The organism is Bacillus sp. FSL W7-1354 (assembly GCF_038002405.1).
In the GTDB taxonomy this organism is placed as follows: Bacteria; Bacillota; Bacilli; order Bacillales; family Bacillaceae; genus Bacillus; species Bacillus paralicheniformis.
In genome coordinates, this window is the sequence record NZ_JBBOCL010000001.1 from 2030155 (window position 1) to 2053632 (window position 23478).

24 protein-coding genes, 1 tRNA gene and 1 riboswitch are annotated in these 23478 nt (G+C 47.4%); of the genes, 1 reads left to right on the forward strand and 24 read right to left on the reverse strand.

Annotated features, from left to right (window positions below; translation table 11 throughout):
- Positions 1-6 precede the first annotated feature (6 nt).
- The 14 genes from MKZ04_RS10315 to MKZ04_RS10380 all read right to left on the reverse strand — a co-directional run bounded on the left by MKZ04_RS10315 (position 7) and on the right by MKZ04_RS10380 (position 10587).
- A complete protein-coding gene (locus MKZ04_RS10315) occupies positions 7-498 on the reverse strand; it encodes a hypothetical protein (protein WP_031304790.1) in 492 nt (163 codons plus the stop codon).
- 369 nt (positions 499-867) lie between these two features.
- Positions 868-941 (reverse strand) — tRNA-Arg (locus MKZ04_RS10320).
- Between the two features lie 119 nt (positions 942-1060).
- Complete coding sequence (locus tag MKZ04_RS10325) at positions 1061-1582, reverse strand: YfcE family phosphodiesterase (protein ID WP_025811025.1); 522 nt, start codon at positions 1580-1582, stop codon at positions 1061-1063.
- Positions 1583-1598: 16 nt separating this feature from the next.
- The gene (locus tag MKZ04_RS10330; RefSeq protein WP_020452485.1) at positions 1599-2189 is read right to left on the reverse strand and encodes an XTP/dITP diphosphatase; all 591 of its coding nucleotides are present in this window, start codon (positions 2187-2189) and stop codon (positions 1599-1601) included.
- Between the two features lie 22 nt (positions 2190-2211).
- Positions 2212-2952: a ribonuclease PH gene (rph, locus tag MKZ04_RS10335; protein ID WP_020452486.1), complete on the reverse strand. Its 741-nt coding sequence runs from the start codon at positions 2950-2952 to the stop codon at positions 2212-2214.
- A gap of 125 nt (positions 2953-3077) precedes the next feature.
- Positions 3078-4187, reverse strand: a complete 1110-nt coding sequence (locus MKZ04_RS10340) for a GerMN domain-containing protein (protein ID WP_039072902.1) — start codon at positions 4185-4187, stop codon at positions 3078-3080.
- Between the two features lie 152 nt (positions 4188-4339).
- Entirely contained in the window at positions 4340-5158 is an 819-nt protein-coding gene (gene racE / locus MKZ04_RS10345; RefSeq protein ID WP_096748267.1) for a glutamate racemase, read from the reverse strand.
- 7 nt (positions 5159-5165) lie between these two features.
- A complete protein-coding gene (locus MKZ04_RS10350) occupies positions 5166-5609 on the reverse strand; it encodes a MarR family winged helix-turn-helix transcriptional regulator (protein WP_003184148.1) in 444 nt (147 codons plus the stop codon).
- Between the two features lie 161 nt (positions 5610-5770).
- Complete coding sequence (gerE, locus tag MKZ04_RS10355; RefSeq protein WP_003184172.1) at positions 5771-5995, reverse strand: spore germination transcription factor GerE; 225 nt, start codon at positions 5993-5995, stop codon at positions 5771-5773.
- Positions 5996-6170: 175 nt separating this feature from the next.
- Complete coding sequence (locus tag MKZ04_RS10360; RefSeq protein WP_026579118.1) at positions 6171-6869, reverse strand: SDR family NAD(P)-dependent oxidoreductase; 699 nt, start codon at positions 6867-6869, stop codon at positions 6171-6173.
- Positions 6870-6886: 17 nt separating this feature from the next.
- Entirely contained in the window at positions 6887-7357 is a 471-nt protein-coding gene (locus MKZ04_RS10365) for an acyl-CoA thioesterase (protein ID WP_023855446.1), read from the reverse strand.
- 63 nt (positions 7358-7420) lie between these two features.
- Positions 7421-8185, reverse strand: a complete 765-nt coding sequence (sdhB, locus tag MKZ04_RS10370; RefSeq protein ID WP_020452491.1) for a succinate dehydrogenase iron-sulfur subunit — start codon at positions 8183-8185, stop codon at positions 7421-7423.
- On the reverse strand, positions 8182-9945 hold the full coding sequence (sdhA, locus tag MKZ04_RS10375) for a succinate dehydrogenase flavoprotein subunit (RefSeq protein ID WP_020452492.1): 1764 nt from the start codon (positions 9943-9945) through the stop codon (positions 8182-8184). Before sdhA ends, sdhB begins: the two co-directional genes overlap by 4 nt.
- A 33-nt stretch (positions 9946-9978) precedes the next feature.
- Positions 9979-10587 (reverse strand): succinate dehydrogenase cytochrome b558 subunit, encoded by a 609-nt coding sequence (locus MKZ04_RS10380; RefSeq protein ID WP_023855447.1) that lies wholly within the window; start codon positions 10585-10587, stop codon positions 9979-9981.
- A gap of 301 nt (positions 10588-10888) precedes the next feature.
- Between MKZ04_RS10380 and MKZ04_RS10385 the strand changes: the two genes are divergently transcribed.
- Complete coding sequence (locus MKZ04_RS10385) at positions 10889-11332, forward strand: YslB family protein (protein ID WP_020452494.1); 444 nt, start codon at positions 10889-10891, stop codon at positions 11330-11332.
- Positions 11333-11377: 45 nt separating this feature from the next.
- Here the strand turns inward: MKZ04_RS10385 and MKZ04_RS10390 are convergent, their stop codons facing one another.
- The 10 genes from MKZ04_RS10390 to MKZ04_RS10435 form a co-directional block, all read right to left on the reverse strand.
- Positions 11378-12607, reverse strand: coding sequence for an aspartate kinase (locus MKZ04_RS10390; RefSeq protein ID WP_341047122.1), 1230 nt, complete (start codon positions 12605-12607; stop codon positions 11378-11380).
- A 147-nt stretch (positions 12608-12754) separates the two neighbouring features.
- A riboswitch (Lysine riboswitch) is annotated at positions 12755-12935 on the reverse strand.
- Between the two features lie 64 nt (positions 12936-12999).
- Entirely contained in the window at positions 13000-14772 is a 1773-nt protein-coding gene (gene uvrC / locus MKZ04_RS10395) for an excinuclease ABC subunit UvrC (RefSeq protein ID WP_023855450.1), read from the reverse strand.
- Positions 14773-14917: 145 nt separating this feature from the next.
- On the reverse strand, positions 14918-15232 hold the full coding sequence (trxA, locus tag MKZ04_RS10400; protein ID WP_020452497.1) for a thioredoxin: 315 nt from the start codon (positions 15230-15232) through the stop codon (positions 14918-14920).
- 212 nt (positions 15233-15444) lie between these two features.
- Positions 15445-16422, reverse strand: a complete 978-nt coding sequence (locus MKZ04_RS10405; RefSeq protein WP_039072904.1) for an electron transfer flavoprotein subunit alpha/FixB family protein — start codon at positions 16420-16422, stop codon at positions 15445-15447.
- A gap of 49 nt (positions 16423-16471) precedes the next feature.
- Positions 16472-17245: an electron transfer flavoprotein subunit beta/FixA family protein gene (locus MKZ04_RS10410; protein ID WP_020452499.1), complete on the reverse strand. Its 774-nt coding sequence runs from the start codon at positions 17243-17245 to the stop codon at positions 16472-16474.
- A 31-nt stretch (positions 17246-17276) separates the two neighbouring features.
- Positions 17277-18053, reverse strand: coding sequence for an enoyl-CoA hydratase (locus MKZ04_RS10415; protein WP_020452500.1), 777 nt, complete (start codon positions 18051-18053; stop codon positions 17277-17279).
- Between the two features lies 1 nt (position 18054).
- Positions 18055-18657 carry a TetR/AcrR family transcriptional regulator gene (locus MKZ04_RS10420; RefSeq protein ID WP_020452501.1) on the reverse strand — a complete coding sequence of 201 codons (603 nt, stop codon included), beginning with the start codon at positions 18655-18657 and terminating at the stop codon, positions 18055-18057.
- 141 nt (positions 18658-18798) lie between these two features.
- A complete protein-coding gene (locus MKZ04_RS10425; RefSeq protein ID WP_328067311.1) occupies positions 18799-20478 on the reverse strand; it encodes an AMP-binding protein in 1680 nt (559 codons plus the stop codon).
- 208 nt (positions 20479-20686) lie between these two features.
- Positions 20687-21091: a DUF350 domain-containing protein gene (locus MKZ04_RS10430; RefSeq protein WP_003184198.1), complete on the reverse strand. Its 405-nt coding sequence runs from the start codon at positions 21089-21091 to the stop codon at positions 20687-20689.
- A gap of 18 nt (positions 21092-21109) precedes the next feature.
- Positions 21110-23467 carry an endonuclease MutS2 gene (locus tag MKZ04_RS10435; RefSeq protein ID WP_341045844.1) on the reverse strand — a complete coding sequence of 786 codons (2358 nt, stop codon included), beginning with the start codon at positions 23465-23467 and terminating at the stop codon, positions 21110-21112.
- Positions 23468-23478 lie beyond the last annotated feature (11 nt).

A 23478-nucleotide genomic window follows, 5' to 3' on the forward strand; every position in this document is an offset into this window, starting at 1 on the left:
GCTTTTTTATTGGAGGGGCTGCTGGAAATTTTGATTGTGCTGCTGGTTTTGTTGGTTTTGCTGACCCTGTTGACCTTGCTGTCCTTGCTGGTTAAATGATTGCTGCGCCTGCTGAAGTGCCTGGCTCATTTGGTTCATGGCCTGGTTTGTCTGGATTCCTTGAAGAGCCTGATTCAGCTGCTGAACAGCCTGCTGAATGCTTTGCTGAATTTGCTGATCCGTCTGCTGCATTTGCTGCTGAGATTGGGAGCTGAATTGCTGAATTTGCTGCTTCAGCTGATTGATTCCCTGGCTCAATTGAGAGCTCTGCTGGCCGCTTTGGCCCTGCTGCTGTGACCCCATTTGATTAACAGTTTGCTCCAGCTGGGCAAGCTGCTGCTGGATATTTCCGAATTCCTGAGCAAGTTCGGTATCCGTGATGTTCACTCCGAGCAGCTGCTCATGCTTTTGTTTTTGTTGCTTTTGTTTTTGCTGCTGGTTTTGCTGTTGTTTTGTCATGACAACATCCTCCTTAAAATTGATCACACCCTTTATCTTTTTCATTTTGTTCGAAATGATGAAAGGGAATTTTTAGGGTGTTGTTATTTGAAGAAAAAGGCCATTCAGAGAACTACTCTCACCTCAAGATACAAATGGAGATGTTCTTGGAAGAAGTATAGAAAGAGGATTAGGTACCTCAGAAGTTGTTATAAATAAAAAAATGGAGTGTATATTTTAATAGGATATCCAATAAATAATGGAGTTTTAAATCCGCTCCCAATCCACTCCCAAAACATATTTTCAAACCAAAAATAGAGCAGAAGTTCCCATCAAATAAAAAAACCTCAAACCCTTGTATACCAAGAAGTTTGAGGCTTTTTTCAGAGACGTCCCAGGAGAGATTCGAACTCCCGACCGACGGCTTAGAAGGCCGTTGCTCTATCCTGCTGAGCTACTGGGACATGATGTTGTTTTGTTTCGCTTTAACTATCAGCGACAAGATTTATTATATGCGGATCGGGACATAAAGTCAACAACTTTTTAGAATTTTTTTCTTCACGAGGAAGAAAAAAATTCTTCCTCATGAATGTGCTGGCAGTTGGACATGGTTCGTCAGGCTTTCGACTTCCCGGCCGTCCAAGTCGTAAAAGCGGACCGTTGCATTGTCTTTGTCAATGTTCAGTATAGCATAAGTTTTTTCTTTCCGCACCCGCGGAAGGCGGATGCTGCCGGGGTTGATCAGCAGTTTTCCGTCCATCAGTTCGCTTCCCGCGATGTGGGAATGGCCGAAACAGATGATATCGGCGCCGAGTTCTTCAGCGCGGTAGTATACATTTAAAAGCGACTGTTTAATGCCGTATAAATGCCCGTGTGTGAAAAAAAGCTTTTTTGATCCGACGGGAACGACAACTTCGTCTTTAAACTCCCCGTAAAAATCGCAGTTTCCTTTTACCGTTAAGTAAGAGGAAAGCGCGGGATGGGAAGGATCCAATTCGGAATCCCCGCAATGGATCATGAGATCTGTTTCCTTCCCGTGCCGCTCAGCGATCATTTCCAGTTCGTCTTCAAGGCCGTGGCTGTCACTGACAATCAGAACCTTCATGATCGGCCCTCCTCCTTTACGCTTGGTCCAATAGAGCGGACAGTTTTTTCAGTGCTTCCGCTCTGTGGCTGATTTTGTTCTTTTCGCCGCTTGAGAGCTCGGCCATCGTTTGATCTTTGTCTTTGACGAGAAAAACCGGGTCGTAGCCGAAGCCGTTTGTGCCGCGCGGTTCTTCGGTAATGTATCCTTCCACAGAACCTTCGACCGTTTTCGTTTCCTGTCCTGGAATGCATAATGCGAGCGCGCATCTGAACCTCGCGGAGCGGTCTTCTTTTTCCACCCCTTCAAGCTCTTTCAATAGCTTTTTCAGGTTGGCGAGATCGTTTTTCTCTTCTCCTGCATAGCGGGCCGAGTATACGCCGGGGCTGCCGCCGAGGTAGTCGACAGACAGGCCTGAGTCATCGGCAATTACGATTTTACCGGTTTCTTTCGAAATCGTTTCCGCTTTAATCACCGCGTTTTCTTCAAACGTCTGCCCGGTTTCTTCGATTTCGGGCGTATAGCCGATGTCCAGTAGAGATTTGACATCGTAGCCTCTCGGTTCGAGCATCGCTTTGAATTCCCTGACTTTTCCTTCGTTTTTCGTGGCAATGATGACTTCTTTCATCGTGTATCAAGCCTTTCTCATGTTATTGTTGAATGGCTGATGCAACGTCGCCGAGCACTTCTTTCTGCTTTTCGATGAGTTCGGCGATCCCTTTTTCAGCCAGTTCTAAAAGCCCGTCCAATTCACTTCTTGAGAATGTCGCTTCCTCTCCTGTTCCCTGAAGTTCGACAAAGCGGCCTTCTCCTGTCATGACGACGTTCATATCCACCTCTGCCGCAGAATCTTCCTGGTAGTTCAAATCAAGGATTAATCCTTTTTCCTTATCGATTCCCACTGAAGTGGCAGCCAAAAAGTCAGTGATCGGCATCGCCTTCAGCGTGCCTTTTTCGACAAGTCTTCCGACGGCAAGCGCCATGGCCGTAAATGCTCCGGTGATCGACGCGGTTCTCGTGCCTCCGTCAGCCTGAATGACGTCGCAGTCGATCCAGATCGTCCGCTCACCGAGCTTTTCCAAATCAACGACCGCCCGCAAAGCTCGTCCGATCAGCCGCTGAATTTCCATCGTCCGCCCGGAGATTTTCCCTTTTGACGATTCCCTGATCGTCCTTTGGTTCGTGGCCCGCGGCAGCATGCTGTATTCCGCGGTGATCCAGCCCTTCCCTTCTCCTCTCAAAAAGGGCGGTACGCGGTCTTCCACAGACGCGTTGCATATCACCTTTGTCCCGCCGACTGTGATCAGGACCGATCCCTCGGGATGCGTAATGAAGTCGAGGTCCATTGTGACAGGGCGCAGTTCATTGTTTTCTCTTCCATCGTATCTCATTTTTTACCTCCGATTGTATGTACATAAACCTTTCACAATCATTCTGCTCTTCCAAAAAGCTGAATAAAGAAAGAGGCAGCTTTAATCGCTTACCTCTTTTTTTATAGTATATCAAAAATCTCTGCTTAAAAACTACCTGTGTTCACCTTGCTCGGTCTTGAAACCGGCTTGGAAAGCTTTTCTCCTTTTTCATTGACGAGCTCGGATTTTCCGTTCACAGTAACCGACACACTTTTCACATCAGGCAGTTCGGTTAATGTCAGCACAATACTATTTAACACTTCATCCGATATCACTTTCTTCTCGCCGTCGGCGCTCCCGTAGATCGCTTCGTTAAAGTCGAGAGTCACATGGCCGTCTTCAATCTTCGGCTCGTTTTCAAGCTTGACATCGCCCTGGAAATCGGAAAGCAGGCCGCTTTTATTGCCCGGTCCTTCCGTCAGCTCTTTAATCGCCGCCGTCACCTGGTCTTTTTCTTTTGCAGACGTCCGTTTCGTTACAGGAACATAGTATGTGCCTTTGTCCGATTCAGCCAAATAATAGACGGTGACCGGCTGTGTCGCTGTTATATCGGTCACACCCGCCGTATCGAGGTTGATGCCGTCCTCGCGGCTGAGATCTTCTGAAATCGGCGTGCCGTTAACAGGCATTTCTTTCAAATCATGGCCGTTCATGCGGATCTTCACTTTATCAATCGAGTTAAACTGTGTTAACGTCCATGTAATCGCCTGTACGATTTTTTGCTCGTCTTCTGCTTTATAGTTTTTAAATTCATTTGAAAAGTCAGCGATCGCTGTTCCGTCTTCTTTAATATCAACATTGACCGCTGTATCCGCCGGCAGCACGGCTCTGAATCCGTTTGGCATGATGTTTGAAACAGGGCCGCCTTCAACGAGGTATTCAAGCGCTTGTTTAGCCGTACCTTCCTGCTTTGGCAGCGGCAGCGTCTGCGCTGTCACATAGCCGTTCTTATCAATGAGATAAAGCTCTCTCATGACCGTATCGCTCGTTTGAGCCGCTTTATCGTCGCTTGTCGTTTTGCTGCCTTTGTCTTCTGTTTTATCTTTGGTTTTGTCTGTTTTGTCTTGCTCCTTCTCCTCTTTTACATATGTGATGTCCTGCGGCGGATCTATCTCCTCTGAGGCTTGATCTGACTGAAATATTCCGCACCCGGAAAGAAGCAGCGCGGAGGCCGTAACCGAAACCGCGATTCCTTTCATTCCTTTTTTCAGCATACTTTTCCCTCCTAAGGCAGTTTGTACTATTATGTATACGAGCCCGTTTTTGAATTAGACCGCTTTTTAAAAAAATCCCTCTGAATACAAAAAACCTTTTCTTTTAAAGAAAAGGCTCATGAAAAAAGCTGCCGTTTGCTTGTGCGGCAGCTTTATTTTATAGCGGTTTCCTGAAGAGAAATGCTTTCCACATTTTTCACTTCGTATCCAAACCAATCATTTGCAATTTTTGTGAAGCGGGCGCGCTCCCCGGTTGTTAAAAACAAGTGTTCCGGCGGTTCACCCGTTTTGCTTAATAAACTATTGTATGACAAGATCGTGCTGACTTCCCTGGCCGTTTCATCTCCGGAGGAAATGATGTTGACGCGCTCTCCCATATAGCGCTGAATCGGCTCTTTTAAAATCGGATAATGCGTGCATCCGAGAATCAGTGTATCGATTGATGAATCCCTGAGCGGGTGCAGTGACGACCTGACGATTTCATCAGCCGTCTCATCCAAAAATTTACCGCTTTCCACAAACGGGACAAACATCGGGCAAGCCAGATTTTCTACCGTTAAATCTCCGTTCAGCGAAAGAAGCGCTTCTTCATATGCGCCGCTTTTGATCGTGTTTTCTGTTCCGATCACGCCGATTCGCTGGTTCTCCGTCACTTTAATCGCGGTTCTGGCTCCGGGCTGCACAACGCCGATGACCGGGATCGCGACTTCTCTGCTGATTTCTTCAAGTGCGATGGCCGTCGCTGTATTGCAGGCGATCACGAGCATTTTAATATGGTGGCGGGATAACAAATAATTTGTCATTTCCCATGTATATGACAGGACTTCTTTTCTGTCCCGGGGTCCGTACGGACACCTTTTCGTATCTCCAAGATATATAATTTTTTCTTTCGGCAGCTGCCTCATGATTTCTTTTGCAACGGTTAAACCGCCGACTCCCGAATCGATGACTCCTATCGGTTGATCCAACAAAATCGCCTCATTTTCTGTTCATTTCCTGCTGAAGTTTAATTAATAATTTTTCAAATGCGGCTGTTTCTTCCTCGGAAAACGCCTCTAACATGTCTTCCAAATAGTCCTGCCTTTTTTGAATGACCTCCTGGATGATCCGCTCTCCTTCCGAGAGAAGATGAATGCGGACTACGCGCCTGTCGGACGGATCTTTCACCCGTTCAACGAGGTTGTTTTTCTCCATTCGGTCAATTAAATCCGTCGTGGTGCTGCACGCCAAGTACATCTTTTGTGATAACTCGCCGATCGTCATATCCCCGTATTCATACAGCCATTGAAGACCGACAAACTGGGGAGGGGTAATCGTATATTGGGTGAGAATTTCTCTTCCTTTTTGTTTGATGATGCCCGCAATATGGCGGAGTGATTTTTCAATATCCGCTATGTGATTCAAAGAAGCATTCGAATTCATTTTCTCTACCTCGCTCGACTCGTTGTTTTGTTTTCAAAACACTTGAGTCTATTTTCCTTCTTTTCTACACAAATTGCAAGACTTCAACATGAATATACAAATTGCACCTCAAAACAAATAACCGGTTCCCTTCTTGTTACAAGAAGGAACACCGGCTCAATTTAGAGCTCTAGCTCACCCATTCGAAGAAGTTCAACAACAGCTTGCGAACGGCCTTTCACTCCCAATTTTTGCATCGCATTGGAAATGTGATTACGTACAGTCTTTTCACTTATAAAGAGCTCGCTTGCGATTTCCTTTGTTGTCTTGTCTTGAACGAGCAATTCGAACACTTCTCTTTCTCTTTTTGTTAGCAGCGGCTTTGATTGAAACTCTTTCTCCTTCAAGTATTGTAACCCTCCTTGCTAAGGTGAGAGCTGATCTGAAACGAATGGGTTTCGATATAGTCGTGATATCATATGAAACATACGCAAGGTCGGTGACGTTTCTGACGGAGAAAAGGGTTCCCTCAAACACCTATTTTTCAGATCATGACACAGGCATCGTTTCAGGGCTGAACTTCTAAGGAAGACATTTTAAAATCCAGGCGATCAGCCGCCATCTTTTCGTAATATATGCGTGCGTTTTCTTTTTCTGCACAGCACTGATGATTTGTGCAGCCGCTTTTTCGGGCGAAGCCGTCCAAAACAGGTGATCACCTTTTGCAAGAGCCGTGTCCACAAAGCCCGGCTGAATTTCGGTGACCACGATTTCATCATACCCAAGTTTTTTCACTTTTTGACGGAGCCCTTTTAAGTAATTAGAAACGAATGCTTTTGAAGCGGCGTAGGTGACGGCCCCTCCGTTTCCTCTCAGCGCGGCAATGGATGAAATGCCGACTAAATGCCCTTTCCCATTTTTGATAAAATGCTCCATCAACACGTTCGAGCAGGACACAAATCCTGTCATATTGACATCGATCGTTTCCTTTTCTTTGCTCCAATCCATTTCGCTTTCCAAATATCCAACACCTGAACAGATGAAGACTGCATCTGCCCAATTCATCTCATCAAGCAGTTCTTTCAACAGTATAGGCGAGCGTTCGCTGTCGGCTGTATCGATCTTTTTAATGTATGAAGGTCCAGGGAGGTCGTCGCGCAATTTGGCTAGCAGTTCATACCTTCTTGCAGCAAGACCGACCTCCACTCCTGCGGCTGACAGCTGCTTGGCAAGCGCCTTGCCAATTCCGGAACTCGCGCCGATGATCATCGCTTTTTTCATTTTCTTCTCCCTGTCAATTATTTCTCAGGAAATGAGTGATTGCCAAGCAGTTTTGCTTTTTGTTCATCTGTCCATTTCACCGGTTTACCCGTATCTTTCGCAATTTGCACCATAACCGCCACCCCTGTAAAGCAAAGGTCACCTTCCCCATTTTTCGCCGCATAGTGGAGGGTGAGGGAAGCGTTGCCGACAGATGCTGTTTTGACGCCGATTTTCAAATGTTCATGAAGCATGACCTGCTGAAAATAATCGCATTGCTGGCTCGCCACGACGGGAATGGCCGCGCTCTTCCCGTCTGAAAGGCGGTCCATGACGCCCAGGTGCTTGAAATAGGAAATCCTCGCTTCCTCGAAATAGACAAACGGTGTGACATTGTTCATATGACCGAACATGTCCGTTTCTGAAAAACGGACGGATACTTCATCAAAAAAAGAAAATGACTGACACCATGTGTCAAACGGTTCTTCAATATATCCCGGCAGCTTCATTGTTTTTCATCCCCTTTGGTCATAAAAACACCTCTTCGGCTTGAAGAGGTGCATTTTTTCGTGTTATTCCGTGTTGTCGCTTCCGAAGAAGTTTTTAAACGCCTGAACGGTCGTATCCCTGTTTAATGCAGCGATTGAGGTTGTGAGCGGGATGCCTTTCGGACATGACTGCACGCAGTTTTGCGAATTTCCGCATTCGGCCAGTCCGCCGTCTCCCATAATCGCTTCAAGCCGTTCCGATTTGTTCATCGCTCCTGTCGGATGGCTATTGAATAAGCGGACTTGCGAGAGCGGTGCAGGCCCCATAAAGTTTGTTTTATCGTTCACGTTTGGACAAGCTTCAAGACATACGCCGCAAGTCATGCATTTTGACAGCTCATACGCCCACTGCCGTCTTCTTTCCGGCATTCTCGGTCCCGGTCCGAGGTCATATGTGCCGTCGATCGGCACCCATGCTTTGACTTTCTTCAATGAATCAAACATGCGGCTCCGGTCCACTTGAAGGTCGCGGACAACCGGGAATGTTTTCATCGGTTCAAGGCGGATCGGCTGCTCAAGCTGGTCGATCAGGGCTGTACAGGACTGTCTCGGCTTGCCGTTGATCACCATCGAGCAAGCGCCGCACACTTCCTCAAGACAGTTCATATCCCACGCAATCGGCGACGTTTTTTCCCCTTTCGTATTAACCGGGTTCCTTCTGATTTCCATCAAAGCGGAAATGACGTTCATATTCGGACGGTATGGAATTTCAAACTCTTCCTGGTAAGGACTAGAATCCGATGTATCCTGACGAGTGATGATAAACTTGATTGTCTTATTTTCACTCATGATTTCGCCACCTTTTTCTTCGAGTAATCCCGTTTACGCGGTGCGATTAATGAAACATCGACATCCTCATAATGGAATTTCGGGGCTTCAAAATCGCCTGCATGTTTCGCCATTGTTGTTTTCAGCCATTCCTCGTCATTACGTTCAGGGAAATCCGGTTTATAATGGGCGCCGCGGCTCTCATTCCGGTTGTATGCCCCGAGCGTGATCACCCGTGCCAATTGCAGCATGTTGTGCAGCTGGCGTGTGAATACGGCGCCCTGGTTGCTCCATTTTGCCGTATCGTTGATATTGATGTTTTGGTAGCGCTCGGCAAGCTCTTGGATTTTTTCATCCGTTTTCAGCAGCTTGTCATTGTGGCGCACAACCGTCACGTTATCTGTCATCCATTCGCCGAGCTCTTTATGAAGGACATATGCATTTTCATTGCCGTCCATTTTCATAATGTCAGCCCACTTTTCTTCTTCCTTTTTGACGCAGCTGTCGAAAACGGAAGAAGACAGATCTTCTGCGGATGTTTCAAGACCTTGAATATATTCAACGGCTTTCGGACCTGCCACCATGCCGCCGTAAATGGCTGACAAGAGCGAGTTCGCGCCCAGGCGGTTTCCGCCGTGCATTGAATAATCGCATTCCCCTGCGGCAAACAGTCCTGGAATGTTGGTCATCTGATTGTAGTCGACCCAGAGTCCGCCCATTGAGTAGTGGACTGCAGGGAAAATCTTCATCGGCAGCTTGCGCGGATCGTCACCCATGAATTTTTCATAGATTTCAATGATTCCGCCCAACTTGATGTCCAATTCCTTCGGATCTTTGTGGGAAAGATCGAGATATACCATGTTTTCGCCGTTGATGCCGAGCTTTTGTCTGACGCATACATCAAATATTTCACGCGTCGCAATATCCCGCGGCACAAGGTTTCCGTATGCCGGATATTTCTCTTCGAGGAAATACCAAGGCTTGCCGTCTTTATACGTCCAGACTCGTCCGCCTTCACCGCGCGCCGATTCGCTCATCAGACGGAGCTTGTCGTCTCCCGGAATGGCGGTCGGGTGGATCTGGATGAATTCTCCGTTCGCATAGTAAGCGCCCTGCTGGTAAACGATCGAAGCGGCTGATCCGGTATTGATCATCGAGTTCGTCGATTTTCCAAAGATGATGCCCGGTCCCCCGGTCGCCATGATGACTGCGTCTGAACGGAACGACTCGATTTCCATCGTCGTCAGATTTTGGGCGACGATGCCCCGGCACGCATTGTCATCATCAAGCACGGCTCCGAGAAACTCCCAGCCTTCATATTTCGAAACAAGCCCTTCTACTTCAAAGCGGCGAACCTGCTCATCCAGCGCGTACAAGAGCTGCTGTCCGGTCGTCGCCCCCGCATATGCCGTTCTGTGATGCTGGGTTCCCCCGAAGCGCCGGAAGTCAAGCAGCCCTTCAGGTGTTCTGTTAAACATGACGCCCATGCGGTCAAGCAAATGAATAATCGACGGCGCCGCATCACACATCGCTTTGACCGGCGGCTGGTTGGCCAGAAAGTCGCCTCCGTAAACGGTATCGTCAAAATGCTCCCAAGGGGAGTCGCCTTCACCTTTTGTATTGACCGCTCCGTTGATTCCGCCCTGCGCACATACGGAATGTGAGCGCTTAACGGGAACGATCGAAAATAGTTTTACATTTGTTCCTGCTTCCGCAGCTTTAATGGTCGCCATCAGACCCGCAAGTCCTCCGCCGACAACGATGATGCTTGAATTGCTCATGCCTGCCCCACTCCCTCTAGTAATCTAGTTCTTTTACACAAATGCCAAAATCGCTCTCAGCCCTACATAGGACAACACAACAAAGACTCCCATTGTCACAAACGTGGCGATTCGCTGTGAGCGAGGAGAAACGGTGATTCCCCAAGTGACAGCAAACGACCATAAACCGTTTGAAAAGTGGAAGATTGTTGAGAGGACACCTACAATGTAAAAGCCGAGCATGATCGGGGAGCTCAAAATATCAGCCATCATGTCAAAGTTTACTTCTGCCCCCATTTGGGCGGCAATCCGTGTTTGCCACACGTGCCAGCTGACAAAAATCAAGGTAACGATTCCTGTAATCCGCTGCAGAACGAACATCCAGTTTCTAAAAAAGCCGAATCTGTTCGCATTGTTTTTCGCTGTAAAAGCTATGTATACTCCATAAACAGCATGATAAATCAGCGGAAGGAAAATCACGAAGATTTCCAAGACGTACCTGAACGGCAGGTTTTCCATAAAGTGAGCGGCGTTATTAAACGCCTCCTCTCCGCTTGCCGCAAAATGGTTGACAACCAAATGCTGGATTAAAAATATGCCTACCGGTATGACGCCAAGCAAAGAATGCAGTCTTCGATAAACAAACTCTCTGTTCCCGGCCATTGCTTTACCCCCTAGTTGAAAAGTGCAGTAAAAATGAAAGGTCTCCTATCCCCCGTCCTGTTTCAAATATCGCACTTTGTTAAGTTTTTATGACAATTTCATTTTACTCCTATGAGAAATAGGCGTCAAGAAAACGCGTACATAAATTGAAAATTTCTAAAATTTAATCATATTTTAGAAAATTTTATTTTATCAAAATATAAATATATCAGATTTTTTTCTTCCTAATTGCATGTCCCCGCTGTAATCTTTCACCCCATTTAAGCTATAATAAACGGAGAAAAGAGGGGAGACATTGGATATGAACAAATATGAAGCAAACTTAGCGCAATTAAAAGAGCTGGAAGTCTCCGCATATGGCTATGAGTTGATCAGGGAAGTGCTGCTTCCCGATATGCTGGGACAAGACTACGCAGATATGATGTACTGGGCGGGAAAAAAGCTCGCCCGCAAGTTCCCGCTTGAATCCAGGGAGGATCTTCCCGCTTTCTTTCTGGATGCAGGCTGGGGAACGCTTACGATCGCCCATTCAAAAAAACAGGAGCTTGAGTTTGAGCTCGAAGGCCCGCTGGTCTCAAACCGCCTCAAATATCAAAAGGAACCCTGCTTTCAGCTAGAAGCCGGATTTATCGCCGAGCAAATCCAGCTGATGAACGAACAAATTGCCGAATCGTATGAACAAGTGAAAAAAAGAGCCGGAAAAGTTGTTTTAACTGTAAAATGGGATTTGAAAGACCCGGCATAACCATGCAAAAAAGGCGGAGACTGCAAAAGTCCCGCCTTTTTCTTTTTAAATGACTGCTGTCTGCTTTGACAGTTCAAAAGCATCATGCAGCGCTTCAACGGCTTTCACCATATCGCCTTCGTTGACGACAGTCGAAACTTTGATTTCGGATGTGCTGACCATTTTGACCTGGATGTTTTTTTCCGCCAGCACAGCGAACATTTCTGCTGCTACTCCCGGGTTGGAGATCATGCCTGAACCGACGATCGAGACTTTGGCCAGCCTGTTTTCCGTTTCAATCTGTTCATAGTCGAGCGCGTCTTTGTATTCTTCGAGAACTTCGACCGTCCGTTTTAAGTCTTCCGTTTTCACGGAGAAAGAAATCGACGTTTGGCTTGTGCTTGTCACTGATTGAATGATGATGTCAACGTTGATGTTCTGTTTAGCGAGCGTTGTAAAAATCGTTGACAGCGTCGTCAAGCCGCTCGCCAGGCCGCATACGGTCACGCGTGTGATCTGATCTTCAAATGCAATGCCTCTTACAATTAAATTTTGTTCCATTGATGATTCCTCCTCGATTAATGTGCCGGCTTCTTTTTCGGTGCTTGAACGGACTTCCAAAGGCACCTGATAGTTTTTCGCGAACTCAACAGCTCTCGGATGCAGAACGCCTGCTCCAAGATTGGCAAGCTCAAGCATTTCATCGTAGGAGATTCCGGCCAGCTTCCGCGCTGTTTTCACATAGCGGGGATCGGTTGTGAAAACCCCCGGTACATCGGTGTAAATGTCGCATTTATCGGCTTTCAGGGCAGCTGCGAGGGCAACGGCTGTCGTATCTGATCCGCCTCTGCCGAGCGTTGTGATTTCACCTTCCGCTGTCGTCCCCTGGAATCCGGCGACAACGGCGATTTTCCCTTCACTCAGACGCTCTTTCAGCTTGCCTGTATCAATGTTCGTAATTCTTGCGTTGCCGTGAATATTTTCGGTTTCGATGCCGGCCTGCCAGCCTGTATAGGAAACCGCATCATACCCTTTGTTCTGCAAAGCCATTGTCAACAGCGAAATTGTTACCTGTTCTCCTGTTGTCAGCAGCATATCCATTTCCCTGCTGCTCGGCTGTTCGGTAATTTCCTTAGCAAGCGCGACGAGGGAATCCGTCGATTTGCCCATCGCTGAAACGACGACGACAACATCATGACCGCGCTGTTTTTCTTCGATGACGCGGTTTGCGACATTCAATATTTTTTCCACTGATCCTACTGAAGTTCCGCCAAATTTTTGGACGATGAGACCCATCAAATACCACCCTTTTTGTTTTCGTTCGTGCTTGTTTATGTATGAAGAGGAAAACTTGACCGGCGGGCTGTACGTTTTTTCGTACAAAAAAAGCAATGAGAGAAATTCCCTCATTGCTTTAACCAACAAAAATGCCGATGATTTTAACAACGAGATAGCCCTCCAAGAAATGATTTCTTGACAGCCTTACATTTATTCAATGTAAAGCCAGCAGGAAAAACGAATGGATTTTTTCCCCGCTTCGGCGACGCTCCCCTTTCAGCTTTTTTCATCGGAATCCATCTTCCTCATCAAGCCTACTCTTGAAGTTCGCACCTCTATCTTCACCATATCACACGATCTTATTATGAAATTAGTACAAATTCTATCAGATTCTTTTTAAAAGTTCAACATTATTTTTTCAAAGCCTCTTCAATCAGCTGCGCCGTCTTCAGGGGGATGCCGAGCTTGCGGATATCTTCGGCGCTCGCTTCCTTCATTTTCTTAACGGAACCGAAATGTTTTAACAGCAGTTTTTTCCGCTGTTCGCCGACGCCCGGTATGCCGTCGAGCACCGATTGAAATGCGCTTTTTCCTCTGAGCTGCCTGTGGAAGCTGATCGCAAACCTGTGAACTTCATCCTGAATGCGCTGAAGCAGGTAAAATTCCTGGCTGTTCCGCTCAAGCTGGACGATCTCAAGGGGGTCGCCGATCAAAAGGTTGGAAGTTCTGTGTTTATCATCTTTCACCAGACCGGCAACAGGGACATCGAGCCCCAATTCATTTTCCAAAACGTCAAGGGCGGCAGACACCTGGCCTTTTCCGCCGTCGATCAATACTAAATCAGGCAGCGGCAGATTCTCTTTCAGCACCCTTGTATATCTTCTTCTGATGACTTCGCGCATTGACCCGTAGTCGTCAGGGCCTTCAACCGTCTTAATCTTATATTTGCGGTACTCTTTTTTATGCGGTTTTCCGTCGAGAAAGACGACCATCGCCGAAACGGGGTCCGTTCCTTGAATATTTGAATTATCAAACGCTTCAATTCGGTACGGCGTGTAGATGCCCAGTGCTTTGCCGAGCTTTTCAATCGCGCCGATCGTCCGCTCTTCGTCCCGTTCAATGAGCGAAAACTTCTCTTTCAAAGCGAGCTTTGCATTTTTATGGGCAAGGAGCAGCAGGTCTTTCTTCGCTCCCCTTTTCGGCTGGCGCACGTTCACGTCCAAAAGCTCCTCAATCATGTCCTTATCGACGCTGTCTGGAACTAAAATTTCCCTTGGGAGGAAATGGTTGTTTTTTGAGTAAAATTGCCCGATGAACGTCAAAAACTCCTCGTCTGCTTCCCTGTATAAAGGAAACATGCTGACATCTCTTTCAATCAATTTGCCCTGCCTGATAAAGAAGACCTGGACGCACATCCAGCCCTTGTCATACGAATAGGCAAATACATCGCGGTCAACCATGTCATTCAGCATCATTTTCTGTTTTTCCATCGTTGACTCGATATGGGCCATTTGATCGCGGAATTCTTTCGCCCGTTCGAACTGCAGGTTTTCCGAGGCTTCGAGCATTTTTGCTTCAAGTTCTTTCTTGACTTCATTGTATCCGCCCTTTAAAAAGCGGGTGATTTCTTCTGTGAGCTGTCGGTTTGTCTCCTCAGACACATCATATACGCATGGCGCCAGACATTGTCCGAGATGATAGTACAAACAGACGCGGTCCGGCAGTTTGGCGCACTTTCTGAGCGGATAGAGGCGGTCCAGCAGCTTTTTTGTTTCCCTCGCAGCCTGGACATTGGGATACGGCCCGAAATAGCGGCCTTTGTCTTTTTTGACCTTCCTCGTGACAATCAGCTTCGGATGCCGCTCGTTCGTGATTTTAATAAACGGGTAGCTTTTATCATCTTTCAGCATCACGTTATATTTCGGGTCGTACTTTTTGATTAAATTCATTTCAAGAATGAGCGCTTCGATGTTCGAGGAGGTGACAATGTATTCAAAATCTTCAATTTCACTGACAAGACGCTGTGTTTTGGCATCATGGGACCCGCTGAAATAGGAGCGGACCCTGTTTTTTAAGATTTTCGCTTTCCCGACGTAGATGACGGTATCCTGCCTGTCTTTCATCAAGTAGCAGCCAGGCTGATCCGGGAGAAGGGCCAGCTTTTCTTTGATTTTTTTGTTCATCAAAAATCCTTCCTTGTTTCGGCGTTTTTTCTTCATTTCAGTTTACCATGACCGACCGTACGTTCGCTACAATTGGAGAAGGAAGATGGCGCGTTGTAAGAAAAAAGCGATCCCTTTGGAATCGCCTTTTTCACAGGTTTCTATTTTACAAATGTTTGTTGACCAGTTCTTCAAGGGCTTCTTTCGGTTTAAAGCCGACAGATGTTTCAACCACTTCGCCGTCTTTTAGTATGAGGAGAGTCGGGATGCTCATCACGCCGTATTTGCCGGCAGTTTCTTGGTTTTCGTCAACATCGATTTTTACGATTTTCAGTTTGTCTCCCATTTCTTGATCAAGCTCTTCAAGTACCGGCGCGATCATTTTGCAAGGTCCGCACCAAGGAGCCCAGAAGTCGGCAAGAACTACGCCTTCACTTGTTTCAGATGAGAATGTTTGATCAGTTGCTTTTACGATAGCCATTCTTTCATTCCTCCAATTGTGAAATTATGCTTTTTAGTATAGCATCTCCCTTTGGTTCACGCTAACATAATGCTTGATTATACATTTCCCTATCTGTGCAGTTTTACACATCGGGATTTTAGCCTTTCTAAAAATGTCCTTATTCCATGTTATTTTGCAAAAGGCGGAAATGTGCCTATGTAAAAAGCCGGCCATTTCAGGCCGGCTTTTGATCAAGTACTGACGCTCAGCTTTTTAAATTCCTCCGTGAGCAGCGGAACGATTTCAAATAAGTCGCCGACGATCCCGTAGTCGGCAATTTTAAAGATGTCGGCTTCCGGATCTTTGTTGATGGCAACGATGATTTTGCTGTTTGACATCCCTGCGAGGTGCTGAATCGCTCCTGAAATGCCGCAGGCGATATATAAGTCTGGAGTTACGACTTTGCCGGTCTGGCCGATTTGAAGCGAATAGTCGCAGTAGTCTGCGTCACAGGCTCCCCTTGAAGCGCCGACCGCGCCGCCCAGTACGTCGGCAAGCTCCTGCAGCGGTTTAAAGCCTTCCTCGCTTTTGACGCCGCGGCCGCCGGCTACGATGATTTTCGCTTCAGACAAATCGACGCCTTCGGACGTTTTTTTGACAATGTCCTTGATAACCGTTCTGATGTCCCGAATATCCGCTTCGATGCTTTCGACCGCTCCCGTTCGCGTCTCATCTTTGTCGAGCGGGGCGATATTATTCGGTCTGATCGTTGCAAAAATCGTTTCATCTTCGGAAATGATCCGCTCAAACGCTTTGCCTGAGTAGATCGGTCTTGTAAACACGATGTTGCCGCCGGCTACTTCTACGTTGACGGCATCTGATATCAGCCCTGTTCCCATACGGGCTGCAAGCTTCGGCGACAAGTCTTTGCCCATTGACGTATGGCCGAAAATGATCACGTCCGGACTTTCGCGCTCAATGATCGGCATAAAGGCTTGAACATAGCCGTCAGACGTATAGTTTTTCAAGAGCGGGTTTTCGGCTGTAAGCACTCTGTCAGCGCCGTAATGGATCAGTTGTGCCGCATCGCTTGAAACGCTTTCACCGAAGAGAACACCGATCACCTCTCCCCCTTCGGCAACCGTTTTTCCTGCGGCTATCGCTTCGAATGTCACATTTCTCAACGAACCGTCCCTGAACTCTCCCAATACGATAACTTTTTTGCTCATGTCCATTTCCCCCTGTATTTTAATGACCGTGTTTTTGCTCCCTTCGGCTTCAAACGACCTTTGCTTCGCTTCTCAGCAGTGATACAAGGTCTGCCGCCTGCTGTTCCGGCTCCCCTTCAAGGATTTTCCCGGCTTCTTTTTTCGGAGGCAGGAACCGTTCGATCGTTTTTGTTTTGGCGGCCACGTCTTCCTCGTCGATGTCCAGATCATCAAGTTCAAGCTCCTCAAGAGGCTTTTTCTTCGCCTTCATGATTCCCGGAAGTGACGGATAACGCGGTTCGTTCAACCCCTGCTGTGCAGTCGCTACGATTGGAAGCGACGTTTGGATCACTTCAAGGTCACCCTCGGCGTCGCGTTCCGCTTCAACATCTCCGCCGTTTACCGTCAGCTTTGTAATCGTCGTGATACAAGGGATGCCGAGCAGCTCGGCCAAACGAGGCGCCACCTGTCCCGATCCCCCGTCGATCGCCACATTCCCGCCGAGTATCATGTCATACTCGCGGTCTTTCAAATAGTTGTATAGGATGGCTGACGCCGTATATTGGTCCGCTTCTTCCAGATCGTCTTCAATGTTGATCAAAACGGCTTTGTCGCACCCCATCGCCAGAGCCGTCCTGAGTTCTTTTTCAGCTTCTTCCTCGCCGACTGTGACAACCGTAATCTCACCGCCGTGCTTCTCCTTCAGCTGAAGCGCTTCTTCAATGGCGTACTCATCGTACGGGTTGATGATGAATTCCGCTCCATCCGTGCTGATTTCCCCTTGTTCAATCTGAATTTTCTCCTCTGTATCAAACGTGCGCTTCATTAAGACATAAATGTTCATGTTCTATTCATCCCCTTTGTTTTCACGTTTGTTATTTCCCTTTAAAATGCGGCTTCCGCTTTTCAAGAAATGCCTGAATCCCTTCCTTCGCATCCTCCGATTGGAACACTTCGCCGAAGTATTTTCCTTCCAGCTTGAGGCCGCCTTCATACGAATACACTTTGCTCGAATTCAGGAGTTCAATGACATAAGCCATCGTCTGCGGACTTTTTTCAGCGAATTTTCGCGCGAGCTCTTGTGCCTTTTGCAGCACTTCTTCTTCATTCGCCGCCAAAATCGTGACAAGGCCGTATTCAAAAGCTTCCTTGCCGGATATCGGCTCTGATGTCCCGATCATTTCAAGCGCTTTGGCGGTGCCCACATACTTCGGAAGGCGCTGCGTTCCCGCAAAGCCGGGAATGATTCCGAGATTCAGTTCGGGAAGGCCGAGCTTAGCGCTCTCCTCGGCAATCCGGATGTGGCATGCCATTGCAAGCTCCAGACCTCCTCCAAGAGCAGCTCCGTGAATCGCGGCGATCACGGGCTTTGGAAAAGATTCTACTTTTTCGAAAATCTGCTGGCCTTTATCAGCCAAATTTGCATAATCAGACCCGTCCATCAATGATGTAAACTCTTTAATGTCAGCGCCTGCCGAGAAAAATCTTCCTTCCCCGTGAATCACGACGCTTCTGACATCCTGACGTTCTGAAAGCTCCTCAAGACATGCGGAAAGGTCTTCAAGCACTTGCGTCGATAGCGCATTTGCCGGCGGGTGCTGAATCGTAATGGTTGCGATATAGTCGTCTACGGCGTATGTTAATGCTGCCATTTTATTTCTCCTCCTTCGTCTTTTGGCTGCCGAACCCATGGATCAGCAATTCATGAATGCTGTCTGCCAGCTTTGGCAGATCGTATTTTTGATCATTCATCACCCAGGTTGTAACCGTCTCATCCACCGTACCGAAAATCATCTGCTTCGCCAGGCGGACATCAAGCGTGCTCTTAAATTCTCCCGCTTCTTTTCCTTCGGTGATGATGTCTTCCAGGATCGTCAAGTACCCTTTGAGAATCTCATTGATTTTCAGCCTCAGCTCAAGATTCGACTGCCTCAGCTCAAGCTGGGTGACAATCGCGAGGTGGCGATCGCTGCTGAGCAGTTCAAAGTGCTTTTTGATGAACAGCGTGAGCTTTTCTGTCGCCGAATTTGTCACTTCCATTTCTTCGTTCATCTGCTCGATAAACTGTCCCATTTTCTCTTTGAATAGCGAGATGAGAATATCTTCTTTGTTTTTAAAATAAAGATAAATGGTGCCGTCCGCCACTCCGGCCTGCTTGGCGATTTTCGAAACCTGCGCCTGATGGTATCCGTTTTCTGCAATCACAATGACAGCTGCGTCGATAATCTGCATATACTTTGGTCTCTTTTGTTTCAATTGGCTTCGTTCCTTTCAAATTAATGAATGAATACTCATTCATGAGTTTATCGTAAATAAAAATGGACGCTTTGTCAAGAAGCTAAACTCAAATCGCACCACAAAAGCATGCCGTCAAAATCGACGGCAGACTTCGCTTTTTCAGACGCCGGTTTTTTCTTCTTGAACGAGCGCTCTTCTTAAAATCTTCCCGACTGCCGTTTTCGGCAGTTCGTCCCTGAACTCGTATACTTTCGGCACTTTATAAGGAGCCAGACGCGATCTGGCATATTCGTCCAATTCCTTCTCCGTTATTGTAACATGATCTTTCAGCACTATAAAAGCCTTAACCGTTTCTCCTCTGTATTCATCAGGGATGCCGGCAACAACCGCCTCCTGAACGGCTTCGTGCTCATAGAGCACCTCTTCGATTTCACGCGGGTAAATGTTGTATCCCCCGGCAATGATCACGTCTTTTTTGCGGTCGACAATATAAAAGAAGCCGTCTTTATCCATGTAGCCGATGTCCCCTGTAAAAAACCAGCCGTCCCTTAGACTTTGAGCGGTTTCTTCATCATTGTTCCAGTAGCCCTTCATCACCTGCGGTCCTTTGACGGCGATTTCTCCATGCTCATAAGGTCCGAGAAAACCGCCGGTTTCTTCCGAATAGATAGCCGCGTCTGTACCAGGCCAAGGACAGCCGATACTGCCCGCTTTATTCAAATCCCAAATAAAATTGGCGTGAGTGACGGGCGAGGTTTCAGACATTCCGTAACCTTCGACAAGCCTTCCGCCCGTTACCTTTTCAAACTGCTGTTTGACTTCAACAGGAAGCGCTGCAGATCCGCTCAAACAGCTCTTAATTGATGACAGATCAAATTGGTGAAGACTAGGATGGTTCAACAGGGCGATATATATCGTCGGTGCCCCCGGAAATATCGTCGGCTTTTCTTTATCGATCGTTTTCAGCGCTGCGCGCGCGTCAAATCTCGGCAGCAGAATCATTTCATACCCCTGCCTGATCGTGAAATTCAAGACGGCCGTCATTCCGTAGACGTGAAAAAACGGGACGATCCCCAGCACCTTCTCCTCCCCTTTATTCAATTGATAAAACCAGGCATCGCACATCTCCATATTGGCTAGTATGTTGCGGTGGCTGAGCATGACGCCTTTTGGCGTGCCTGTCGTGCCTCCGGTATACTGCAGGACGGCAATGTCGTGGGCCGGATCGATTTCAATCCCCGGCGGACCGCTTGGAACGGGGCGTTTCATGATGGTTCGGAAGAGGTGTGTCGTCTCATTTTCATTGATCTCAACCGACATTTGATTCTCTTTTTTTTGCACGATTGGGTACAGCAGATTTTTAGGGAAAGGCAGGTAATCTTTTATGCTTGTCGCAATGATGTGCCGGATATTTGACAGCGCTTTCATTTTATATGCTGCCGGGTACAGCATGTCAAGCGTAATGATGATGGTTGCCCCGCTGTCATGAAGCAGATGTTCAAGCTCCCTTTCCGTATACAGCGGATTTGTCTGGACGACGATGCCGCCGGAGAAAAGAACGCCGTAATACGCGATAACCGCCTGCGGGCAGTTCGGCAGCATGATCGAGACTCTGTCTCCTTTTTGAATGCCGAGTGACAGCAGGTAATCTGCCATTTTTAAAGCGTCCTCATAAACTTGCCGGTACGAACATTTTTTTCCGAGAAAATGAATCGCTGTTTTTTCAGAAAACTGTTGGGCGGATTGTTGCAGGATGGAATGGAGTGTTTGATCTTCAAATTGCAGCTCGTGAGGAATTTGTTCGGGATAATGACGCAGCCACGGTTTTTCAGTCGGCATAAGCTCCCCCCTTTTAAACAATATATTCTTGATTTCAGTATATCAAAACAATATTCAGAAAGTAATGATATTTTTTCTTTTTAAAAAAGGCGCCCTTTTAAAGGACACCTTTTTCAAGCATAAAAGATCATATAAATCAGGCCGATAACCACAAATACCCCAGCTGTGAAAAACAGGACTTTCGCTAATTTCTCCATGTTGATCCCCTTTAGATACCCGAAGCCACGACAAATGACAGGCCGACTGAAATGACGAATGAAATGAAGCCGACTGCGCGGTTGTCGTTTTCAATCTCCTTGTCAATTTTAAAGCGCGGCGTCAGAAATTCAAAAATGAAGTAGCCGATCAAAAGCAGGATAAAACCGAACAGCCCCCACCCCATCATTTGCAGCAGGGAATTATGCTGGCTGATCGATTTTTGCAGCACGTTGGCGATGCCTAAAATTTTTCCGCCTGTTGCCATCGCGACCGCCATGTTTCCTTTTTGAATCTCCTCCCAATTTTTATAGGTGGTGACGAGTTCAAACACAGATAAAAATATCACAAGACACAAAACGGAAACGCTGTAGTACGCGGCAATTTCCACAAGGTTGTTCTCCCAAAACTCTTTCATCCTTCTAGACTCCCTTTTTTATTTTAATTCGACAATGGTGACGCCTGATCCTCCCTCTCCCGCTTCGCCGAACCGGGAGTTTTTCACATTGCGGTGGGATTTCAAGAGGTCCTGAACGCCTTTTCGGAGGGCGCCGGTTCCTTTTCCGTGGATGATCGAGACTCTTGGATAGCCCGCAAGCACCGCATCATCCAAGTATTTTTCAACCCGGTGAAGCGCATTTTCATACCGCTCCCCTCTAAGGTCGAGTTCGAGCGAGACGTGATAATCTTTTCCTTTGACGGCGGCGATCGTTTTTTGTTTTTCGGGTTCAGGTGCCGATTTCAGGAATTCCAGATCCTTTTCCTTAACCTTCATTTTCAGAATGCCGATTTGAACATTCCATTCGGCCGCACCCGTTTTTTCGAGCAGCGTCCCTTTTTGGCCAAAGGTTAAAACCTTGACTTCATCGCCCGGTTTTAATTCGCGCTTATCCGTTTTTTTCTGAGCCGGCTTTTTCGCTTTTTCAAACGAAGGCACCGCTTCTTCAAGGCGTTTTTTCGCCTCGATCAGCTCATGGTCTTTAAATGCTTTATGGTCTTCCTTGATCATGCGGAGCGACTGGATGATCTCGTCTGCTTCTTTCATCGCTTCTTTGACTTTTTCAGCGGCTTTTTGCTCCGCTTCTTCATAGAGCCTTTCTTTTTTCTCCTGCCATTCGCTGATCTGCTGCTGGAGGTCGCGGTGAAGGGCTTCAGCCTCGGCGCGGATGGCTTCTGTCTCGTTCAGCTCCGCCTCGGCGCGCTTTTTGCTGTCTTCCAGCGATGCGATCATCGTATCAACTTCATTATGCTCGGCCGTCATCTCCGCTTTTGCGCGGCCGATCAGGTAATCAGGGAGCCCGAGTCGCTTCGAAATTTCGAACGCATTGCTTCGGCCGGGCACTCCGATTAACAGCTTGTAGGTCGGCGACAGTGTATCGATATCAAATTCGACGCTTGCATTAATGACATTTTCGCGATTGTAGCCGTATGCCTTCAGCTCAGGGTAATGAGTCGTGGCAATGACGCGCGCGCCAGTCTGGCACACCTCGTCAAGGATGCTGATCGCAAGGGCCGCGCCTTCCTGCGGGTCTGTCCCGGCGCCGAGCTCGTCAAAAAGCACAAGGCTGTTTTCCGTCATGTCTTTCAAAATATCGACGATGTTGACCATATGTGACGAGAACGTACTTAAGCTTTGTTCGATTGACTGTTCATCGCCGATATCGGCAAATACTTGATCAAATATGGCGGTTTCTGATCCTTCTTCCGCCGGTACGTGCAATCCCGACTGCGCCATAATGGTCAAAAGCCCGAGCGTTTTAAGCGTCACCGTTTTACCGCCCGTGTTCGGGCCCGTGATGACAATTGTCGTATACTCTCCGCCGAGCTCAATATCATTCGGAACGACTTCATCCAGGGGCAAAAGCGGGTGGCGGGCTTGAATCAGGCGGACATATCCGTCAGCATTGACAGCCGGTTTAACCGCTTTTGTCGCTTTGGCGTATTTTGCTTTTGCAAAAATAAAGTCCAGCGTCTGAAGCACTTTGACATCGTGAAAGAGTTCATTTGTGTGCTCTGCCGTCTTTTCTGTCAGGACGCGCAAAATCCGTTCAATCTCCTGTTTTTCGTTTACTTTCGCCTGGCGAAGCGCATTGTTCATATCGACAATCGCCTGAGGCTCGATAAACAATGTCGCGCCGGAAGACGACTGATCGTGCACGATTCCTCCGTAGCTTGATCTGTACTCCTGTTTGACAGGGATGACGAAGCGGTCGTTGCGAATTGTGATGATCGTATCCGACAGCATTTTTTGCGCAGATGAAGAACGCAACATTGACTCCAGCCGGTCCCTGATTCTTGATTCAAGCGTCCGCAGTTGCGTCCTGATTCCCCTTAACGTCTCAGATGCATGGTCTAGCACTTCTCCATGATCATCGATGCACGAATTGATGTCTCTTTCCAATTCGGAAAGCGGAATGAGCTTTTCTGCATATTGGTGAAGACAAGGAATCTCAACCCCGTCTTCGAACAGGCCTTCGAGAAAATGCTTCATCTGTTTTGCTGCGTATAGCAGACCCGATATTTCGGTCAATTCCGCCGGGCTTAAAATGCTGCCGATTTCCGCCCTTCTTAACGCTTTTCTAATGTCGGTAAGGCCTCCGAAAGGGGCGTTTCCTTTTAAACGCAGGACGGTTCCTGCTTCATCGACTTCTTCCAGCAGCTTTTTGACTTCTTCGAGCGAACGGGAAGGTTTGAGTTCCAAAAGCATTTCCTTCCCTAAAGAAGATGCCGCATGCTCTGTGAGCTGTTCTTTTACTTTATGAAATTCAAGTGCTGATAGCGCTTTTTGCTGCAACGTCCATTAAA